The following is an 18,327-nucleotide window of genomic DNA, read 5'->3' as shown; positions in this document are numbered from 1 at the left end:
AACTTTTCCTGTCGTTACTATGCAATGTCGAGAAAACTGCGGTGCCTGCTGTATTGCACCGAGCATCACCAGCCTAAACAAACCTGCGGGCGAACGTTGCAAGCATTTAGATCAGCAAAATCGATGCGAAATCTTTGGTACAGATCAAAGACCAAAAGCTTGTGCTAACTTTGCACCTGAAGAAGAATTTTGTGGTCAAAACAGAGAAGAAGCGCTGCAGATCCTAACCCTTCTGGAAAGTAGCACTCATTAAACGATACAGCTGTTAGGCAATAAAAAAGCAAGCCCTAGGCTTGCCTTTCTATCATGTGCAGGACGGGACTTTAACCCCGTAGCAACAGCTTAAACTTTAACGATGTTTTCAGCTTGTGGGCCTTTTTGACCTTGAGTCACAGTAAACTCTACTTTTTGGCCTTCAGCTAAGCTTTTGAAGCCTTCGCCCTGAATTGCACTGAAATGTGCAAATACGTCCGGACCACCTTCCTGCTCAATAAAACCAAAGCCTTTTTCGTCGTTAAACCACTTAACTGTTCCAGTTGTTGCCATCTTTCAAAACCCTATTTTGGATAATTAAAATCAGCCGAAGCAACGAAAGATTTCCTGCTTAAAGCTGTTAAATAGAAAAAACAGACAGCATTGAAAGAGTTAGGCTAAGAGTTTCCTTGCCGCAACGTTAAAGCAGCCATGTCTTTTCCGATCATCTGATCATAGCGCTGCTTTGTGTTAATTCAATTCCATTTGTGTGTTTTTTGATGTTTTTTTGACCAAAACAGACTCTACAATAGTCTAAGACTCGACTAATCGGTAAGTGCCGGGCTGTCATTTCCGCCTTGTACACAACTTGTTAGCATGATTAAACGCTTAATTTTTACTATAAGATTTAATTCATCTGTATTTCATCGCGGTATACTTAAAACCAGCACAAGTTAAAGAAGAGTTGTAAAACTTCATTCCGCCTTTTTCAGTTGTATCTAAGGATCATCCCCTGAAACGTCTACAAGAAATCAAAATAATCCTTACCCTTGGCTTCCCTATAGCGATCGCTCAAGTAGCGCAAACCTCTATGGGTTTTGTCGATACCCTGATGGCCGGACGTTACAGCGCAACAGATTTAGCCGCAGTAGCATTAGGGTCAAGTATCTGGCTACCCATCTTTATTGCTAGCCAAGGCATCTTAATGGCCACCACACCCATGGTTGCGCATCTTGTAGGTGCCAATAAAGAAAATGCTAGCTCGGAGACACTGCATCAGGGCGTGATCATAGTCGCGATTTTAAGCTTACTTGCGATCTTTGCCCTGCATAACTGCGATCCAGTTCTTGCCTTCATGGGCGTAGAGGAGGAGCTAGCTAAATTAACCACTCAATACATGGCTGCTATAAGCTGGGGATTCCCTGCCCTTCTGCTTTATCAACTTATCCGCAGCTATATTGAAGGTTTTGGTAAAACGCAGCCCGCGATGAAAATTTCCATCCTTGGACTGTTATGTAACATCCCACTTAACTATGCACTTATCTATGGCGAGTTTGGTTTTCCAGAACTAGGAGGCGTAGGTTGCGGCTGGGCAACAGCGATTGTTATGTGGATTATGTTCTTTAGCGCGTTTATCTATCTAGCTAAGTCACCCACCTTTGTAACGATCAAACCTTTTTCTGGTTGGTCCCTACCTGAACCATCAGCACTTAAAAACTTTTTAAAGCTCGGACTGCCCATCGGCATCGCCCTTTTAATTGAAGTCAGCATGTTTTCGGTAATTGCTCTGCTTTTGGCAGATCTTGGTGAGGTAATGATCGCCTCTCACCAGATCACGATCAGCTTTACCGGCCTGATCTTTATGCTGCCTTTAAGTATATCCCTGGCACTCACCATACGCGTTGGTCATCAACTCGGAGCGCAAAAACCTGAAGCAGCAAAATTCAGTGCTGTTACAGGTTTGATTATCACTTTGACCTTGGCAATCTTCAGCTCTTCACTGATGGCAATATTTGCAACGCCAATTGCCGAGCTTTATACCCAAGAAGTTCAGATTATTGAGATCGCCAGTACATTGATCATTATTGCAGCCCTTTTCCAGTTCTCAGATGCCATCCAGATAACATGTTCAGGCGCCCTTAGAGGCTATAAAGATACCGTTGTTCCACTTATGCTAGTGTTTATCGCCTATTGGCTCATTGGTCTTCCTTCTGGTTATATCTTAGGTAAAACCGAGTTGATTACTGAAGCGATGGGTCCTAAAGGGTTCTGGATTGGTTTACTTATTGGCTTAACCATTGGCGCTATACTGTTAATTACTCGATTACACTGGAAAAGCAACCAAGTGCTCAGCCAAGCCCAACATCATTAACCTAGTTATGCTAAAACGGTTCTCAATTCTTATCATCGTACTAATATCCGTTGGCGGATGTAGCCGAGATACGCCTGAACTAGTCTTAGAGAATTACCTTTACCGTCTGAGTAACACTCTCGATCTAAATCAACCTCAGCCATACCTCCCCAAGACAAGAGTGCAATTCCCACTTAAACGCGAACGAATCCTTAAAACCACAGAGATCCGTGAAGGCCTGCTAGACGTTCTGAAACTAAAACGTTGTGATCTGCTGCCCCTAATCGCAGAGCGGAATAGCTCTCTTGGCAAGGTAGCCAAGCCATCAACAAAATTACTATATGAGCTTAATTTCTATCATTTACTGACTCAGTGCCGAGAATCTTTGCGCAACGACAGCGCGATTGATACTGAACTGCTAAAAAGAGTAAACGACATCCATCGGGTTAAACGTGATAATTTGCCTGCCGAATTATGGAATGGGGTATTTACCGCACCAGAAATGGAAGCCAATTTCAGCCGTTCGCAAACAGCTCTACCTCTAGTTGATAACAGCAGCACTCAACAGAGCATTGAAGCCTTACAAACCCTTGTAAATTTAACCGAGCATAACCTTGATCAATTAGGAAGGACAAAACCTAATAAAGATCACTTAAACCAAGCCTTTAAAATCTTACACAGCAATAGATCTGGCCCAGCAATTATCAGCTCACTTGAACTCCTTACTTACCACCTTGATCAAGCTGCAAGTTTATTAGAGCAACGAAATTCGCCTAACACCCCTCTATGTAGAAACCAAAGCCCAAATAAAACGGCACGTATTCTAGAAAACGTTTTCTATAAGTTCTATATCGGTGAAGTTTTACCTTATTTAGCGCAAATTGACCGATATGCCTCCAAGTGGCTCGACCTTAATCAGCAATTACTGCAAAATTACACAGCACTTTCGGTAAGCATTCCACAATCAATGGAAACTTATTCAACCACTATACTGTCCAAAACAGCACCTCATGGCATTTGGTTGAGTTACCAACGCGCTAGGGACAAACATACTGAAGCTTGGCAAAAAACCTTAAAAAATTGCGGCATGATGCCGACACAGAAAGACTAACCGCTTTTGAGCTACGGATTGGACATTGAACCCAGCCTTTAAATCAAAACAGCACAGTAATGGCCTATCATTCAATACAGCATTTTTTGTGTTGTTACTGTTTGCTTCAGCCCTTCTACTTACCCAAGTGGATGCTGAAAGCGTGCGCCTGAGCAAAGCTGATATTGAAAAGTTGGGAAATAAATACGGTGCAAAAGCAAAACGTCGACTCGAAACTTGGCAGAACCTATTAACTGAATTGGCCAATGAGAGCGAAAGTCACAAGCTAGAACGTGTAAACGACTTTTTTAACCAAGTGCGATTTATCGATGACATCAAGCACTGGAAAAAGAAAGATTACTGGGCCACACCCGTAGAATTTCTGATCACCAACGGCGGTGACTGCGAAGATTTCAGCATAGCGAAATACTACACACTCAAAGAGCTGGGTGTACCTGTAGAAAAAATGAATTTAGCCTACGTTAAAGCCTTGGAGTACAACCAAGCCCACATGGTATTAACGTACTACCCCAAGCCACGTGCAACCCCTCTAGTTCTGGACAATATTAACGGTGAAATTTTGCCTGCTTCCAAGCGTACAGACCTGTTACACGTTTATAGCTTTAATGGTGATAAACTATGGCTCTCAAAAATGGGCCGTAGAACTACGTTAGTAGGAACATCAGACAGATTAAAGCCTTGGGTAAAACTACAATCTCGTATTGAAAACAATGACATTAACCTAAGGTAGGTTTAATGATGAGGAGTATCTATTATGTCACTGGTTAACCAACTTATCGCCGCGATTTTTGCGGTACTTATAGGTTTGGTTTCTGGCACCCTTTACATAATGTCAGAAAGCTCGCGCTCTGTTCTCCAGGATCAACTGGAGTCACACGCGCAAGATTCTGCTACCCATTTAGGCCTTTACCTTGCCCCTTATATGGCTGAAAACGACAGTGCGACTATCGAAACAGCCGTTAATGCAATTTTCGACAGTGGCTTCTACCAGCGTATTATTGTGACTAATGGGGATGAAGAGGTTCTGTTTGAGAAAAAGGCGCCGGAAACCATTAGCGAAGAAGTACCTGAGTGGTTTAGGTCAATGGTGCAAATAACTCCGCCATCAATGTTTAGGGAAGTCGCTCACCAATGGCAACAAGTAGGGAAAATCTACGTACAAAGTAGCGCAGGCTACGCTTACGAGAAACTATGGAAAGGTGCGCAAGATAGCATCATACTGTTTATATCTTTATCCCTCATATGCCTATTGGCTATCAGCTCACTGATTAGATACCTACTAAAACCACTACACACAGTTGAGCAGCAAGCTATCGCTCTGTCTGAAAAACGCTATCTAGAGCAAGAAAAGTTACCGGGCACACGTGAACTAAAGCGTGTAGTACAAGCAATGAACCGTATGGTTAAGCAAGTGCAGGTAATGTTCGAAGAGCAAGCTCGCAATATTGAAGAGCTACGTCGAAACGCCTATCAAGACAGCTTAACTGGCTTATCTAATCAACGCGCAACTGAAGCACAACTAGCCGAACGCCTTGATTACCGTAAAGATTTTGGTAGAGGCACTCTATTCAATATCCACCTATGCAATCTGCAAGAGACCAACCAGCAGATAGGTATGGATAAGACCAACAACTTGCTGAAACACCTAGCTAGCCACTTAGAAGATTTTGCACGTGGATCAGATCAGAGCGTACTTGGTCGTGTGACCGGCGCTGACTTCATACTGCTAGTTAATACAATCGATACCGACCAGCTAAAACTTAAACTGGAACAACTTGATCAGGAAAGCCGCAAACACCTTGCACAGCTAATGGGCCAAGATATCGAAGGCTCAATAATTAGTATCGGTAGCTGCGAATGTAACGATGAAAGTAACAGTAGCCAGCTTCTATCTGAAGCTCGCATAGCAAGTAATGAAGCCGAAAAATCCAAAGTATTATGGAAACAATTCAACACTTCAGAAAAAATCGCCGCTCAGCCGCAGCAATCCGACTGGAAACAACATGTTGCTAATGCGATTAATCAGCGCCAAATCTTTTTACAAATTCAAAGCGTATTTAGTAAAAAACCTGGTTCAATGCCGATTCAGGATGAGATCTTTGCACGTATTCTTAATCAAAATAACCAGCCAGCTTCTGCCGGCGAATTTATCAGTGTTGTAAAAGAGCTTGGTTTAATGCCCGAGATGGACAGAGCCGTAATCGAACTAGCCTTAGAGCAGCACGAGAAGATAGCCTGCCCGCTAACGATTAACTTGAGTCATGAAGCTGTAAGTAGTGAAAACTTTAGAACATGGCTTCTTGATAAGTTAAAAACGATTAGCCCAAGCGTTAAAGTTCTATTCGAGCTAGATGAAACGAGCGTATTAAATAATATTGAAGGCATTCTAGAATTCCGAAAGGCTCTAAAATCCATTGGCGCTGAATTTGGTGTCGACCATTTCGGTATTCACCCTAGCGGCTTCTCTTACCTGTACTCAATACAACCTGATTACATCAAGATTGATGGTTCACTAATTCGTAATATCGATCAGAACGATGAAGACCGCTTCTTTGTCAGCAGCCTAATCAGCGTAGCTCACAGCCTTGAGATCAAAGCCTACGCAGAACATGTAGAGAGAGAAAGTCAGTTACAGATCCTTGAAGGCCTGAATGTGGATGGTAGCCAAGGTTACCTTCACGGCACACCAAAACCCTTAAGCAAAGCTTAAGGGTTTTGTAGCAGCTTTACAGGCATAAAAAAACGGCGGTATAACCGCCGTTTTTTTGTATCTGCTGTAGAACTTACTTCCGACCAACTAGCATCTCAAGCTTTTTGCTCATCCGCTCTTCACGCTCTTGCTCTTTGCGCTTCTCTTGACGTACTTTGTTGATCTCTTTCAACTTACCTTTCGCGTGATCTGACTCTTCTTTAGTCACAACACCAGCAGGCTCACCGTTAATATCTATACGCTCAGCGCCTTCACGCAAGGAACGGTAGTAGTTCAGCGAACGAACATAACTCGCAAGGGCACGTTTGATTTTGTTTTTAGCGACTTTTTCGTCAGCAACAAGATCTTCTTGAATGCCTATTTTTAGAGGCCTAACGTTTTTACGATCAAAGGTTTTCGGATACGCTTCCATCAACTGCTGCAGAGCAGCCATATTTGCAGCACGGTTTTTGGATTTCGCCTTTGGCGTTTTGTTTACTACGTCATTCACCTGATTAGCCTCTGATTGGAAAACTTGCTTTGACTGAGTCAGATTCGCCTCCGCAGAATCTAGCATATTTTCCAATTGATCAATTAATTGCCTAGTTTTAGTACTTATCTGCTCAACATCCACAGACATCATTCACCCTTACGAATGTAATACCCGTAAAGGTCGTCTTCTACATACTGCTCAACCAACTCATGCCCTAAAAACGTACAGAACTTAGGAATGTCACGCTGAGTAGAAGGATCAGTTGCCAAAATATGCAGCACTTCCCCTGCCAGCATATCCCTAACATGATTATGCAACATCATAACAGGCTCAGGGCAGTATAGGCCCTTTGCATCAAGAATATGGTCGGCTTTGATGTCCGTCATGTTTTATCTCTTGCAGAAAGATGCATATTGTCTCAAATTACCCATGACAGCAAAAGTCATTTAATCAGTAATTAAGCAACTAAAGTCGCTTTTAAAATAAAAATAATCCATTCTATATGTGTGGAACGTAGTTTTAGATGGAGAGATCATATGATTCGAGTACTTATCGAACGACATATTGCCGATGACTTAGGCGAGCACTATGAAAAAGCTGCCCGTGAAACGCTACAATTAGCGATGCAAGCTCACGGCTTCATTTCTGGCGAAGCTCTTAAAAATGCCAGTGATCCAAACCACAGGATGGTTATTGCAACCTACAGAACTCTTCAAGATTGGCAACGCTGGGCACAATCCTCAGAGCGCCAAGATATGATGGCGACTCTTAACCCAATGCTAGAAACCGAGGAAAAAGTCACCGTTTTTGAACACTAATATCTGAAACTGCCATCTTATCGCTGTATTTTTATAGCACTCTAAGGTGGCAGGTTATCTCCTCTCGATCATGGTAAAGGTGTTTAGCCGATAACTCATACGCTAAGCCTTCCTGCATAAACCTTTCAGCGATTAGATTTAAACAAGATACAACCTCTTGATAGCGCTGCTTCATTGGTAGTTTCAGATTGAAGATAGCCTCATCGCACCAACCATTGATCACCCAATCAGCCGCCATCCCGGCCGTTTTAATCGGTTTATCTACAACATCACACACCATCATATTGACAGGCTGCGCAGGTATAAATTTATAAGCATCTTCTTGAATATGGGTCACTTGCCCAGATTCCATCAACTGATCTTGCATGGGTCCGTTGTCTACTGCAGTAACAAACATACTGCGTTGAACCAACTGCCAGGTCCACCCACCCGGCGCCGCACCTAGATCGACTGCTGTAGAACCATGAGGGATTCGTTGATCCCAATCGTCACGCGGAATAAACCAATGCCACGCCTCTTCCAATTTCAACGTTGAACGACTTGGCGCTTGTTTGGGGAACTTAAGACGGGGTACACCTAGCGACCAAGGCGCAGAGTTGTTCACAGGCGCATAACCCACAAACATTTCACTGCCAGACAAAACGAACAGCAACAAACGATTACCTTTACTATTCGCTTTTTTCTTCAAACGTCCACTTTTACGTAGTTTTTGCGCCAAAGCCGAGCTGAACTTCTTCGAAAAGGTAGCCAACTCGCGACCATCTGTAGTATCAGGGTATTCTGCCCAAAGATCAGTACAATCAGGAAAATCATTAAGAATCTGTTGTAACTGCGAAATGCGGTCGTCCCGTTCTAGTTGCTGGCAATCGCCACAAACCATCCACTGCCTTACAAAAATCAAACTATTAAAATCAATTTCAGCAATAGCCCTCTCTGCATCACCTGGAGTTTGCAAATGGAACTCAACATAACCCTGACCAGACTCTAAGGTGCAGTATCCGTATAGGCCGATAGTAGAGCACTGATCAGTAATCTCCCCTGCGACCTCTTTCTCGAAGCCTGAGCGGCACTGTAGGACTAATCGATTAAAATATGTCAACTTAGCTGTTTCCCGATAATCTGAGCGATATGGTCCATATGCTGAATTTGCGTAAAACCTGAAGCCTTACGTGGCTTGATGTCATGATCACCATCCTCAAACCAATGCACATGGACAGATGCCGGCAAATTGTACTCTGTAACTTCAGGAAGTGAACCCATTGGATCTCTTTCGCCTTGAAAAATATACAAAGGCTTCGATAGATCCTTTAAATGATCAACGCGCAACGATTCTGGCTTTCCACGCGGATGAAAAGGATAACCGAATACAAATCCGGCACTTACAGCTGGATGATTAAGTAGCATTGAAGCAGCACGACCACCCATAGATTTTCCCGCCAAATACAGGGGCTTACCATCCACTACTTGCTCTTCAATCATTTGTGTAAAGTAATCCAGCAAGTTAGGCATTCTATCTGGGGGACGTCGCTTGCCAGTTTCTCTGATGGTCTGCATATATGGAAATTCAAAACGAACAACCTGCAACCCAAGTTTAGCTAAGCGCTCCGCCATCTGTTCCATAAACTCACTGTCCATTGGCGCACCCGCACCATGTGCAAATAGCACTTTCCCCGCTTTCAAATCACCATCAATTAACATAAACAGCCCCTTAATCAGTCAAAAAATGAGTTTTACCGCTGTTTCAAAGTTGACTTGAATCAACAAACGCTGAGAAAAGCCTTACTGTGCAGCACAAAATGCGACGTTTTTTACGACAAAAAACGCCAAAATTATATCTCTTTTTAAAACAAAGGATTACAGACTATAAAAAATATTCCTTATATTTCATTAAGTTAAAAAACACCCCAACCTAAAAGTATCAAGCAAACAATACCTAGGTAGAAATTTCGCAACTGCGACAAAATGCCTCATTGAATGACCTAAACACATTGAAAATAAGGCCCTATTCCAAGATAATTGCCTGCGAAACTCAAAATTTCCATAAATAGCTTGTTGATGAGAGCCTGACATGAGCACAGCAACTGAACACCCCACCTACAATTATAAAGTGGTGCGCCAGTTCGCCATCATGACAGTAATTTGGGGTATCGTCGGTATGACCGTCGGTGTCCTAATTGCTGCACAGTTGGTTTGGCCAGCACTAAACTTTGATACAGCGTGGCTGACTTACGGTCGTCTACGTCCACTGCACACTAACGCAGTTATCTTTGCATTCGGCGGCTGTGCCCTGTTTGCAACGTCTTACTATGTAGTTCAACGCACCAGCCAACGCCGCCTGATCTCTGATGGCCTTGCAGCGTTTACATTCTGGGGCTGGCAAGCAGTTATCCTTGCAGCAGCAATTACTCTGCCGCTAGGTCTAACTTCTTCCAAAGAATATGCTGAGCTAGAATGGCCAATCGACCTGCTAATCACTATCGTGTGGGTTGCATACGCTATTGTATTCCTAGGTACTGTGAAGATGCGTAAGACATCTCACATCTACGTAGGTAACTGGTTCTACATGGCATTCATCATCACTGTTGCTGTTCTACACATCGTTAACAGCATGGCTATCCCTGTTTCTATGTGGAAGTCTTACTCCATCTACTCCGGTACTGTAGATGCGATGATCCAGTGGTGGTACGGTCATAACGCTGTAGGTTTCTTCCTGACAGCTGGCTTCCTAGGTATGATGTACTACTTCGTACCAAAACAAGCTGAACGTCCAATCTATTCTTACCGTCTATCTATCGTTCACTTCTGGGCGTTGATTGCGACATACATCTGGGCTGGTGGTCACCACCTTCACTACACAGCGCTTCCTGACTGGACTCAGTCTGTAGCGATGGTTATGTCTCTGATCCTTCTAGCTCCATCTTGGGGTGGTATGATCAACGGTATGATGACTCTATCTGGTGCTTGGCATAAGCTTCGCACGGATCCAGTTCTTCGTTTCCTTGTTGTATCTCTTTCCTTCTACGGTATGTCTACGTTCGAAGGTCCAATGATGTCTATTAAGACAGTAAACGCACTGTCTCACTACACTGACTGGACTGTTGGTCACGTACACGCTGGTGCATTGGGTTGGGTTGCAATGATCTCTATCGGTGCGGTTTACCACATGATCCCTCGCCTATTCGGTAAAGCTCAGATGTACAGCGTTGGTCTTATCAACACTCACTTCTGGCTAGCGACAGTAGGTACGGTTCTATACATCTGCGCGATGTGGGTTAACGGTATCCTACAGGGTCTAATGTGGCGCGCAGTTAACGCTGACGGTACTTTGACTTACAGCTTCGTAGAAGCACTAGAAGCTTCTCACCCTGGTTACTTTGTTCGTTGGTTGGGCGGTATGTTCTTCCTGACTGGTATGATTCTGATGGCCTACAACACTTGGCAGACTGTTCGTAAAGGCAGCACTGCACCAGAAGCTCAAGCTTCTGCACAGGCAGCTTAAGGTCATAGGAGCAGATAGAAATGATCAAACACGAAACGATAGAAAAGAACATTGGCCTGATGATTCTGCTTATCATCATCGTAATCAGCGGTGGTGGCCTAGCAGAGATCGTCCCTCTGTTCTTCCAAACTTCTACTACTAAGCCAATTGAAGGCCTACGTACTTACACTCCGCTTGAGTTTGAAGGCCGTGACATCTACATCCGTGAAGGTTGTAACACTTGTCACAGCCAGATGATCCGTCCTTTCCGTGCTGAAACGGAACGTTACGGTCACTTCTCAACTGCGAATGAGCACGTTTGGGAACACCCATTCCTATGGGGTTCTAAGCGTACAGGTCCAGACCTAGCTCGTGTAGGTGGTCGTTACTCTGATGATTGGCACCGCGCTCACTTGTACAACCCTCGTGACGTTGTACCTGAGTCTAAGATGCCTTCTTACCCATGGTTGTTTGAAAACAAACTAACCGGTGCAGACACTGCTAAGAAGCTTGAAGCACAACGCGCTGTTGGTGTTCCTTTCACTGACGAGCAGATCGCTAATGCCCAGAAAGAAGTTCAGGGTAAATACGAGATCGATGCTGTTGTAGCTTACCTACAAGCACTGGGTAAAATGCATTCTGAATACACTAACAAGCGGTAGTAACGCGTGAGTTACGAAGTTTATGGCCCTTATATTCCGGTAATCATGCTGATTACGTTCTTGGCGCTATTTGTTTGGGTGCTTAACCCAAAAAATAAAGACAAGTACGACGATGCAGCCAACATGCCTCTGAACGAACCTGATGAGGCAGACGAGATGAAACCGGACAATACAGAGGCCAGTGACGGGAGAATTGAAAAATGAGTGCTTTTTGGAGCGCATGGGTAGCAGTGATTACCCTAGCTGTAATTCTTGGTTGTGCTTGGCTATTGATTGCTACTCGCAAAAGTCAGCCGCACCAAGATACAACTGAAGAAACATTAGGCCATGAATTTGATGGCATTGCTGAATACGATAACCCTCTGCCTAAATGGTGGTTCCAGATGTTTATGGGCACCGTTGTTTTCGGCATTGTTTATCTTATTCTTTACCCAGGTTTAGGTAGTTTCCCAGGTCTATTGAACTGGACTTCTACTGGCCAATGGGAAGAAGAAATGGCTCACGCCGAAGAGACGTACAAGCCAATCTTTGCTAAATACGCAGCTATGTCTGCAGAAGAGCTACAGCACCCAGACAACGCACTAGGCCTAAAAATGGGTCAGCGTATGTTTGCGAACAACTGCTCTCTATGTCACGGCACAGCAGCAACAGGTGCACACGGCTTCCCTAACCTAACGGACAACGATTGGTTGTACGGTGGTGATGAGAAGACTATCAAGACATCTATTGCTAACGGTCGTAACGGCGGCATGCCACCTTGGGGCGCTGTACTAGGCGAAGAAGGCGTACGTGATGTTACTAACTACGTACTATCTCTAAGCGGTGCAGAAGCTGATGCAGAAGGCGCAGCTCGCGGTAAAGGTCAATTCCAAGCACTATGTACAGCTTGTCACGGTACTGACGGTAAAGGTCTACCTATCCTAGGTGCACCTAACCTAACTGATGACATCTGGTTGTACGGTGGTAGCTTCGAAAAAGTGGCTCACTCTATCCGCGTTGGTCGTAATGGTGTAATGCCAGCTCATAAAGACCTACTAAGCGATGAGAAGATTCACCTGATCACTGCATACGTTTACAGCCTATCTAAAAAGTAATTAGATAGTTGAACTAAAATAAAGGCGATATGATGTAGATCATGTCGCCTTTTTTTTTGAGGATCTATTATAATATTCAACTTTGCTAATACATGGTGAGCGTATTAGTTCTGATGAGTTTAACTTTCACTGGTGAGTATGTGAGCAACGATATGAATCAGATCCCGGTTCAAGATGTCACACCCAAGAGCAAGAAAAAATCCCAAGAGTACGACCTATATGCCAAACGCGAGCATATTTATGTAAAGAACTACAAAGGTATCTTTAAAACCTTACGCCAAGCCTCTAGCTTTATCATGCTATTGATGTTCTTTGGCTTCTCATGGATCACATGGGATGGCAGACAGGCCGTTCTGTTTGACCTGCCCAACAGACAATTCCATGTATTTGGTAGCACCTTCTGGCCACAAGACTTTATGTTACTGTCTTGGCTACTGATTATTCTTGCCTTTGCCCTCTTCTTCTTTACCGTGTTTGCCGGTCGATTATGGTGTGGTTACGCTTGCCCACAATTCGTTTGGACTTGGATCTATATCTGGATAGAGAACTTCACCGAAGGTGATCGCAACAAGCGAATGAAGCTGGATAAATCTAAAGGCTGGAGCAAAGAAAAATTACTTAGAAAAAGCGCAAAACACTTCCTATGGGTCGCTTTCTCCATCATTTCCGCTATCGCGTTTGTTGGTTACTTCACTCCGATTCGCGAGCTTATCCCAAGCATCTTTAGTTTTGAACTTGGCCCTTGGGAGATGTGGTGGTTAGGCTTCCTTGCCGTAGCAACTTATGGCAATGCAGGCTGGTTGCGTGAGCAGGTATGTATCTACATGTGCCCTTACGCTCGCTTCCAATCAGTTATGTTCGATCAAGACACTTTGATCATTTCTTACGACGAGAAACGCGGCGAAAGCCGAGGCAAACGTAAAAAAGGCTCTGACTATAAAGCCGAAGGCTTAGGCGACTGTATTGATTGCTATAACTGTGTTTATGTTTGCCCGGTTGGCATCGATATCCGCGACGGTCTGCAGTATGAGTGTGTAGCCTGCGGCGCTTGCGTTGATGCCTGCGACGACATTATGGAACGCGTCGGTTACGAAAAAGGCCTTGTACGCTACACAACTGAACATCAGCTCGAAGGCAATAAAACGCATATTATGCGTCCTAAACTGATCGGTTACTTTGTTGTCCTATGTGCTATGTGTGTTGTTTTTGCCTACACAGTCTACAGCCGTATCCCGCTCGAAGTTGACATATTACGAGACCGTGGACAGCTATATAGCGAAGTCACTTCAGGCGTCATCGAGAACGTATATACACTGAAACTTGCCAATAAAGAGCAAGTTGATCATAGCTACACTATTTCAGTCACTGGCCTTGAAGGCCTTGAATATATTGGTAAGTCAGAAGTCACTATTAAAGCTGGCGAACTGATCGATTTACCAATTAGATTGAATATCAAGAAAAAATACCTAAGCAAAGCCAATAACAATATCACCTTCAAAGTAATGGCAACGGACAATTCCGATATCCTAATTGAAGAGGAAAACCGCTTTATTGGTCCTGCACCTAAGCGCTAGGTCAAAAGAAGGGTCGATAAGAAGAAATTCTAGGCCCCTTCTTTTAGAAATAAGGTAGAATAGCTGTCGGTCTGAAACTGGGTGTTCCAGTTTTGGATACGACAGTTTTTTTTTGGGTATTGATACATGAGTGACAGCGACAACAACATCCCCGGCCCATGGTACAAACAACCTTGGCTTTGGTTTATTTTATCACCAATTATTGCCGTAGTTTTTTACGGAACTTTTTACCTTTACCTATCCATCGTTACACATGACGGTTTGGTAAAAGATGACTACTACAAAGTAGCCCGCGGCCATTTTGTAGATAAAAGTCAGTCTCAAGAAGCGATCGACCTTGGCGTTAGTGGACAGTTAAATCTCGATAATACAACTGGCGACCTAATGCTGAAATTTAAGAGCAAAGGCGATTACCTTCCAGAGTTCCTTAACCTCAGTATCATTCACCCTACTCACCAGCAATACGATCAGAGTATTCTGCTTAAGCAAGTTCCTGGCACTGAAGCCTATACAGGCAGCTTAAAGAGCCTGCTACAAGGTAAGCGTTATCTGATCCTGAAGGATGAAGCCCGCAACTGGAACCTCCGTGCAGAGGCACATCCACCATACGATCAGAATACAATTGAGTTTAAACCTGCCCACGAACAATGAGCAGCAATATTAACTCAGTAAAGTCTGCTGACTGTTACCACTGCGGCCTTACTATCCCCCCGGGTAGTAACTACAGCGCTGTAATTAACGGTGAAAGTAGAGATATGTGTTGTCCAGGCTGCCAAGCAGTCGCACAGACTATTGTAGATAGTGGCTTGGACAATTATTACAAACATCGTACTGAAGCAGCCTACTCGCCGGAGCTTAACACTAAGGACCTTCCGGAAACACTGCTTCTTGAGCTTGAGCTTTACGACGACGAAAATGTGCAAAGTAATTTCGTCAAAGTTAATGAATCTAGCTCCGAAGCCACACTGGTTATCGAAGGTATTACCTGTGCAGCTTGCGTATGGTTACTCGATCACCACATCAGTAATATCGAGGGCGTAAGTAAAGCTAAGGTCAACCTGACCAACCACCGCGCTCGTATTACTTGGGATAAATCCCAAGCAAAACTCAGCAAAATCATGGCTGAGATTTACCGAATTGGTTATCAAGCACACCCTTACCACCCTGACAAAGAAGAGCAGCTCTTAGAGCAGGAACGTAAACGTGCAACTCGGCGCTTAGGTGTTGCCGGCATCGGCATGATGCAGACAATGATGTTTGCTATCGCGCTTTATGGCGGTGCTCTACAAGGCATGGAAGATAAGTATGTCAGCTTTATCCGCTGGGCTAGCTTAGTGATTGCGACTCCAGTAATCCTTTACTCTGCGCGACCTTTCTTTATCGCTGCGCTAAGGGATCTTAAAACTCGACACTTAACCATGGACTTCCCTGTTTCCATCGCGATAGGGGGAGCTTATTTAGCCAGTGTTTGGGCTACCTTCACGAATAGTGGCGAGGTCTATTACGACTCCGTTACTATGTTTACTTTCTTCCTGTTAATTGGCCGCTATCTTGAAATGCAGGCCCGTCATAGAACAGGTAAAGCAGGTAACGCTCTCCTAAACTTACTACCGGCTAGTGCTATCAAATTAGTCGATGGTGAAGAGCAATTAGTACCTGCACAAGAACTGAAGTTAGACGATATTGTTTTGGTCAAACCGGGTCATACGATTCCAGCTGATGGCATCATCATTGCCGGTAGCAGCTCAGTTGATGAAGCCGCGCTAACGGGTGAATACCTACCTATTCGTAAAGATATCGATGGCAAGGTTGTTGGCGGCACAATTAACGTTGAAAACCCGATCACGATTAAAATTACTCAGGTGGGTGACGAAACCAAACTATCAGCCATTGTTCGTCTGCTAGATCGTGCTCAAGAAGATAAACCTAAAGTTGCTCAGATTGCCGATAAAGTTGCTAGCTACTTTGTAGCGGCTGTCTTAGTCACCGCAACAGTAGTAGCGACAGGTTGGTATTTCGTTGAGCCTGCTCATGCATTCTGGATTACCCTATCGGTATTGGTAGTGACTTGTCCTTGTGCCCTATCATTGGCCACTCCGACAGCACTTACGGCTGCCACAGGCACACTGCGTCAAAACGGCTTATTAATCACCCGAGGCCATGTTCTGGAAAGTCTTTCGACTGCAACTCATGTTGTTTTCGACAAAACAGGTACGCTCACCGAGGGTAATCTAAGTCTTCAGGAAGTAGTTCCTCTAGCAGGCCATGATCAAGATGCCTGTACTAAGTTTGCTGCTGCGTTAGAGAAGCACAGTGAACATCCAATTGCACAAGCGTTCCATGATCAGCACGGTGATCTAGTAGCAACCGAGATCAAAGCAACTTTAGGTCAAGGCATCGAAGGTGTGATCGATAATCAAAGGTACCGTATCGGTAAACCTGATTACGCGAGCGAGATCCTAACGCAAAGTCAGCCATCGCTACCTGAAACAAGTGGGCAGTGGCTACTACTGTGTAATGAGACTCAAGCGCTAGCCTGGTTCCGACTGAATGACCAGATTCGCCGTGAAGCGAAACAGACGATTGAGATCCTTCACTCGATGGGGCTTAACTGTCAGATGCTGACGGGCGATAACTCTTCAGCGGTAGCGGAAGTAGCAAGCCAATTAGGGATAGATACCGCTATCTCTGGCGTATCACCTGCAGAGAAGCTTGCTCATGTTAATAAGCTTCAAGAAGAAGGCGCTCATGTAATTATGGTGGGTGACGGTATCAACGACATCCCTGTACTTGCAGGCGCACAAACTTCTATCGCTATGGGCGGTGCTTCTGACCTTGCTAAAACCAATGCTGATGGCGTACTGATCAGCCACGATTTATTACGCCTAGCGGATGGTATTTTGCTCGCGAGAAAGACTCAAAGAATCATTAAACAGAACTTAGCTTGGTCACTTTGCTATAACCTAAGCGCTTTACCATTGGCTGCCTTTGGCTTCATTGCTCCCTATATGGCAGCGATCGGTATGTCGGCAAGTTCATTGGTCGTAGTCGGTAATGCGATGCGCCTGAACAAATTAACCCGAGGTTCTGTCCATTCCCATGACAGAGATCAGGGTACTCAGTCGGCTAAGCCTGACGCGGTTATGCAAAATCAGGTAGAATAAGCACATTTGAAAAATAGGGTTATGTAGTTTCAATGGATATAATTTTCCTGCTGATCCCCATTGCCATCTTGTTAATTGGCTTTGCTATCTGGGCTTTTTTCTGGAACGTTAACAACGGCCAGTACGACGATCTAGACAGCCCTGCACATAGCATTCTCTATGATGATGACGAAGATCTGATTCCGGATGATGCTAAAGTAAAACCGACTGACAAAGGCAATGACTGAAGCACTTGTCATACCTACAGCATTCTTATTAGGTTTGCTTGGCGGTACGCATTGTTTGGGTATGTGCGGTGGCATAGCTGCCACCGTCTCCCTCAGCTCCCCTAAGGGAGGTCAAGGTTTCCTACTTCTACTCGGCTATAACTCTGGGCGTATTATTAGCTATGCAACTGCAGGCGCAATTTTAGGTAGCCTGAGTTGGTTGTTAACCGATCCTGTACTGCAACTCGTACTTCGCAGCTTTGCCGGATTGATGCTGATATTCATGGGTCTCTATATTGCCCAGTGGTGGAAAGGTTTAACCCACCTAGAAAGCGCAGGCGGAGTACTGTGGAAGCAGATAAGTCCTGCTGCTAGTAAGCTTCTACCGGTTAGAAATATCGGACAAGCAATCATGCTAGGTGGACTTTGGGGTTGGCTCCCATGCGGCTTGGTTTATAGCACGTTAATTTGGGCTTCAGCAGCATCCGACTGGCTGACCAGCGCACAATTGATGGCGGCATTTGGCGTAGGTACTTTGCCTGCCATGCTGTTAACCGGTGTACTGGCCCAACAAGTTAAACAAATCCTACAGAAACGCCTGACTCAACATATTTCGGGCGCAATCATTATTGGAATGGGCTTATACAGCATCCCATGGCTGGGAATATTCCAACAATAACTGAACACATTTTTCGCAAGAAACTGATTACAGAGG

The 18,327-nt window shown here is 44.4% G+C and carries 20 protein-coding genes; 15 read left to right on the top strand and 5 right to left on the bottom strand.

Annotated elements, in window-relative coordinates; translation table 11 throughout:
• Window positions 1-19 precede the first annotated feature (19 nt).
• On the top strand, window positions 20-253 hold the full coding sequence (locus tag ACMXYP_RS05835) for a Fe-S-cluster oxidoreductase (RefSeq protein WP_415884079.1): 234 nt from the start codon (window positions 20-22) through the stop codon (window positions 251-253).
• 89 nt (window positions 254-342) lie between these two features.
• Here the strand turns inward: ACMXYP_RS05835 and ACMXYP_RS05830 are convergent, their stop codons facing one another.
• Window positions 343-546 (bottom strand): cold-shock protein, encoded by a 204-nt coding sequence (locus tag ACMXYP_RS05830; protein ID WP_415884078.1) that lies wholly within the window; start codon window positions 544-546, stop codon window positions 343-345.
• 517 nt (window positions 547-1,063) lie between these two features.
• Here ACMXYP_RS05830 and ACMXYP_RS05825 point away from each other — a divergent pair.
• From ACMXYP_RS05825 to ACMXYP_RS05810, 4 genes are all read left to right on the top strand, one after another.
• Entirely contained in the window at window positions 1,064-2,344 is a 1,281-nt protein-coding gene (locus tag ACMXYP_RS05825; RefSeq protein WP_415884076.1) for an MATE family efflux transporter, read from the top strand.
• A gap of 7 nt (window positions 2,345-2,351) precedes the next feature.
• Window positions 2,352-3,434 (top strand): DUF3080 family protein, encoded by a 1,083-nt coding sequence (locus tag ACMXYP_RS05820; RefSeq protein WP_415884075.1) that lies wholly within the window; start codon window positions 2,352-2,354, stop codon window positions 3,432-3,434.
• A gap of 88 nt (window positions 3,435-3,522) precedes the next feature.
• Window positions 3,523-4,164 (top strand): transglutaminase-like cysteine peptidase, encoded by a 642-nt coding sequence (locus ACMXYP_RS05815; protein WP_415884074.1) that lies wholly within the window; start codon window positions 3,523-3,525, stop codon window positions 4,162-4,164.
• A gap of 24 nt (window positions 4,165-4,188) precedes the next feature.
• Window positions 4,189-6,144 (top strand): EAL domain-containing protein, encoded by a 1,956-nt coding sequence (locus ACMXYP_RS05810; RefSeq protein ID WP_415884073.1) that lies wholly within the window; start codon window positions 4,189-4,191, stop codon window positions 6,142-6,144.
• Window positions 6,145-6,217: 73 nt separating this feature from the next.
• Here ACMXYP_RS05810 and ACMXYP_RS05805 read toward each other — a convergent pair whose 3' ends face one another.
• Both ACMXYP_RS05805 and tusA read right to left on the bottom strand, forming a co-directional pair.
• Window positions 6,218-6,763, bottom strand: coding sequence for a ProQ/FINO family protein (locus ACMXYP_RS05805; protein WP_415884072.1), 546 nt, complete (start codon window positions 6,761-6,763; stop codon window positions 6,218-6,220).
• The gene (gene tusA, locus ACMXYP_RS05800; protein ID WP_415884071.1) at window positions 6,763-7,002 is read right to left on the bottom strand and encodes a sulfurtransferase TusA; all 240 of its coding nucleotides are present in this window, start codon (window positions 7,000-7,002) and stop codon (window positions 6,763-6,765) included. Before tusA ends, ACMXYP_RS05805 begins: the two co-directional genes overlap by 1 nt.
• A gap of 150 nt (window positions 7,003-7,152) precedes the next feature.
• On the opposite strand from tusA, the gene ACMXYP_RS05795 reads away from it, so the two are divergent.
• Window positions 7,153-7,434 carry an antibiotic biosynthesis monooxygenase family protein gene (locus tag ACMXYP_RS05795; RefSeq protein ID WP_415884070.1) on the top strand — a complete coding sequence of 94 codons (282 nt, stop codon included), beginning with the start codon at window positions 7,153-7,155 and terminating at the stop codon, window positions 7,432-7,434.
• 31 nt (window positions 7,435-7,465) lie between these two features.
• Here ACMXYP_RS05795 and rlmM read toward each other — a convergent pair whose 3' ends face one another.
• Together rlmM and ACMXYP_RS05785 are read right to left on the bottom strand one after the other, a co-directional pair.
• On the bottom strand, window positions 7,466-8,533 hold the full coding sequence (gene rlmM, locus ACMXYP_RS05790; RefSeq protein WP_415884068.1) for a 23S rRNA (cytidine(2498)-2'-O)-methyltransferase RlmM: 1,068 nt from the start codon (window positions 8,531-8,533) through the stop codon (window positions 7,466-7,468).
• Window positions 8,530-9,132 carry an alpha/beta family hydrolase gene (locus tag ACMXYP_RS05785; protein ID WP_415884067.1) on the bottom strand — a complete coding sequence of 201 codons (603 nt, stop codon included), beginning with the start codon at window positions 9,130-9,132 and terminating at the stop codon, window positions 8,530-8,532. The genes rlmM and ACMXYP_RS05785 overlap by 4 nt, the downstream gene beginning before the upstream one ends.
• Window positions 9,133-9,502: 370 nt before the next feature.
• On the opposite strand from ACMXYP_RS05785, the gene ccoN reads away from it, so the two are divergent.
• From ccoN to ACMXYP_RS05740, 9 genes are all read left to right on the top strand, one after another.
• The gene (ccoN, locus tag ACMXYP_RS05780) at window positions 9,503-10,933 is read left to right on the top strand and encodes a cytochrome-c oxidase, cbb3-type subunit I (protein WP_415884066.1); all 1,431 of its coding nucleotides are present in this window, start codon (window positions 9,503-9,505) and stop codon (window positions 10,931-10,933) included.
• A 23-nt stretch (window positions 10,934-10,956) separates the two neighbouring features.
• Window positions 10,957-11,574 (top strand): cytochrome-c oxidase, cbb3-type subunit II, encoded by a 618-nt coding sequence (gene ccoO, locus ACMXYP_RS05775; RefSeq protein ID WP_415884648.1) that lies wholly within the window; start codon window positions 10,957-10,959, stop codon window positions 11,572-11,574.
• Window positions 11,575-11,580: 6 nt separating this feature from the next.
• Window positions 11,581-11,778 carry a cbb3-type cytochrome oxidase subunit 3 gene (locus tag ACMXYP_RS05770; RefSeq protein ID WP_415884065.1) on the top strand — a complete coding sequence of 66 codons (198 nt, stop codon included), beginning with the start codon at window positions 11,581-11,583 and terminating at the stop codon, window positions 11,776-11,778.
• Window positions 11,775-12,668, top strand: a complete 894-nt coding sequence (gene ccoP / locus ACMXYP_RS05765) for a cytochrome-c oxidase, cbb3-type subunit III (protein WP_415884064.1) — start codon at window positions 11,775-11,777, stop codon at window positions 12,666-12,668. Before ACMXYP_RS05770 ends, ccoP begins: the two co-directional genes overlap by 4 nt.
• A 152-nt stretch (window positions 12,669-12,820) precedes the next feature.
• Entirely contained in the window at window positions 12,821-14,242 is a 1,422-nt protein-coding gene (gene ccoG / locus ACMXYP_RS05760) for a cytochrome c oxidase accessory protein CcoG (RefSeq protein ID WP_415884647.1), read from the top strand.
• A gap of 126 nt (window positions 14,243-14,368) precedes the next feature.
• Entirely contained in the window at window positions 14,369-14,893 is a 525-nt protein-coding gene (locus ACMXYP_RS05755; RefSeq protein WP_415884063.1) for a FixH family protein, read from the top strand.
• Window positions 14,890-17,406: a heavy metal translocating P-type ATPase gene (locus ACMXYP_RS05750; protein WP_415884062.1), complete on the top strand. Its 2,517-nt coding sequence runs from the start codon at window positions 14,890-14,892 to the stop codon at window positions 17,404-17,406. The genes ACMXYP_RS05755 and ACMXYP_RS05750 overlap by 4 nt, the downstream gene beginning before the upstream one ends.
• Before the next feature lie 32 nt (window positions 17,407-17,438).
• Window positions 17,439-17,633: a cbb3-type cytochrome oxidase assembly protein CcoS gene (gene ccoS, locus ACMXYP_RS05745; RefSeq protein ID WP_415884061.1), complete on the top strand. Its 195-nt coding sequence runs from the start codon at window positions 17,439-17,441 to the stop codon at window positions 17,631-17,633.
• On the top strand, window positions 17,626-18,291 hold the full coding sequence (locus tag ACMXYP_RS05740; protein WP_415884060.1) for a sulfite exporter TauE/SafE family protein: 666 nt from the start codon (window positions 17,626-17,628) through the stop codon (window positions 18,289-18,291). Before ccoS ends, ACMXYP_RS05740 begins: the two co-directional genes overlap by 8 nt.
• Window positions 18,292-18,327 lie beyond the last annotated feature (36 nt).

This window comes from Neptuniibacter sp. QD34_54, from assembly GCF_047778055.1.
GTDB lineage: Bacteria > Pseudomonadota > Gammaproteobacteria > Pseudomonadales > Balneatricaceae > Neptuniibacter.
Note: the sequence above shows the minus strand (reverse complement) of the source record. Positions and strands in the feature narration are given on the sequence as shown.

Coding starts and splice junctions, on each gene's coding strand:
- ACMXYP_RS05825 (WP_415884076.1), top strand. CDS start 1,064: ATGGGTTTTGTCGATACCCTGATGGCCGGACGTTACAGCGCAACAGAT.
- ACMXYP_RS05740 (WP_415884060.1), top strand. CDS start 17,626: ATGACTGAAGCACTTGTCATACCTACAGCATTCTTATTAGGTTTGCTT.
- ACMXYP_RS05835 (WP_415884079.1), top strand. CDS start 20: ATGCAATGTCGAGAAAACTGCGGTGCCTGCTGTATTGCACCGAGCATC.
- ACMXYP_RS05830 (WP_415884078.1), bottom strand. CDS start 546: ATGGCAACAACTGGAACAGTTAAGTGGTTTAACGACGAAAAAGGCTTT.
- ACMXYP_RS05795 (WP_415884070.1), top strand. CDS start 7,153: ATGATTCGAGTACTTATCGAACGACATATTGCCGATGACTTAGGCGAG.
- ACMXYP_RS05750 (WP_415884062.1), top strand. CDS start 14,890: ATGAGCAGCAATATTAACTCAGTAAAGTCTGCTGACTGTTACCACTGC.
- ACMXYP_RS05820 (WP_415884075.1), top strand. CDS start 2,352: ATGCTAAAACGGTTCTCAATTCTTATCATCGTACTAATATCCGTTGGC.
- ACMXYP_RS05810 (WP_415884073.1), top strand. CDS start 4,189: ATGTCACTGGTTAACCAACTTATCGCCGCGATTTTTGCGGTACTTATA.
- ccoP (WP_415884064.1), top strand. CDS start 11,775: ATGAGTGCTTTTTGGAGCGCATGGGTAGCAGTGATTACCCTAGCTGTA.
- tusA (WP_415884071.1), bottom strand. CDS start 7,002: ATGACGGACATCAAAGCCGACCATATTCTTGATGCAAAGGGCCTATAC.
- ccoG (WP_415884647.1), top strand. CDS start 12,821: ATGAATCAGATCCCGGTTCAAGATGTCACACCCAAGAGCAAGAAAAAA.
- ACMXYP_RS05805 (WP_415884072.1), bottom strand. CDS start 6,763: ATGTCTGTGGATGTTGAGCAGATAAGTACTAAAACTAGGCAATTAATT.
- ACMXYP_RS05785 (WP_415884067.1), bottom strand. CDS start 9,132: ATGTTAATTGATGGTGATTTGAAAGCGGGGAAAGTGCTATTTGCACAT.
- ccoS (WP_415884061.1), top strand. CDS start 17,439: ATGGATATAATTTTCCTGCTGATCCCCATTGCCATCTTGTTAATTGGC.
- ccoN (WP_415884066.1), top strand. CDS start 9,503: ATGAGCACAGCAACTGAACACCCCACCTACAATTATAAAGTGGTGCGC.
- ACMXYP_RS05755 (WP_415884063.1), top strand. CDS start 14,369: ATGAGTGACAGCGACAACAACATCCCCGGCCCATGGTACAAACAACCT.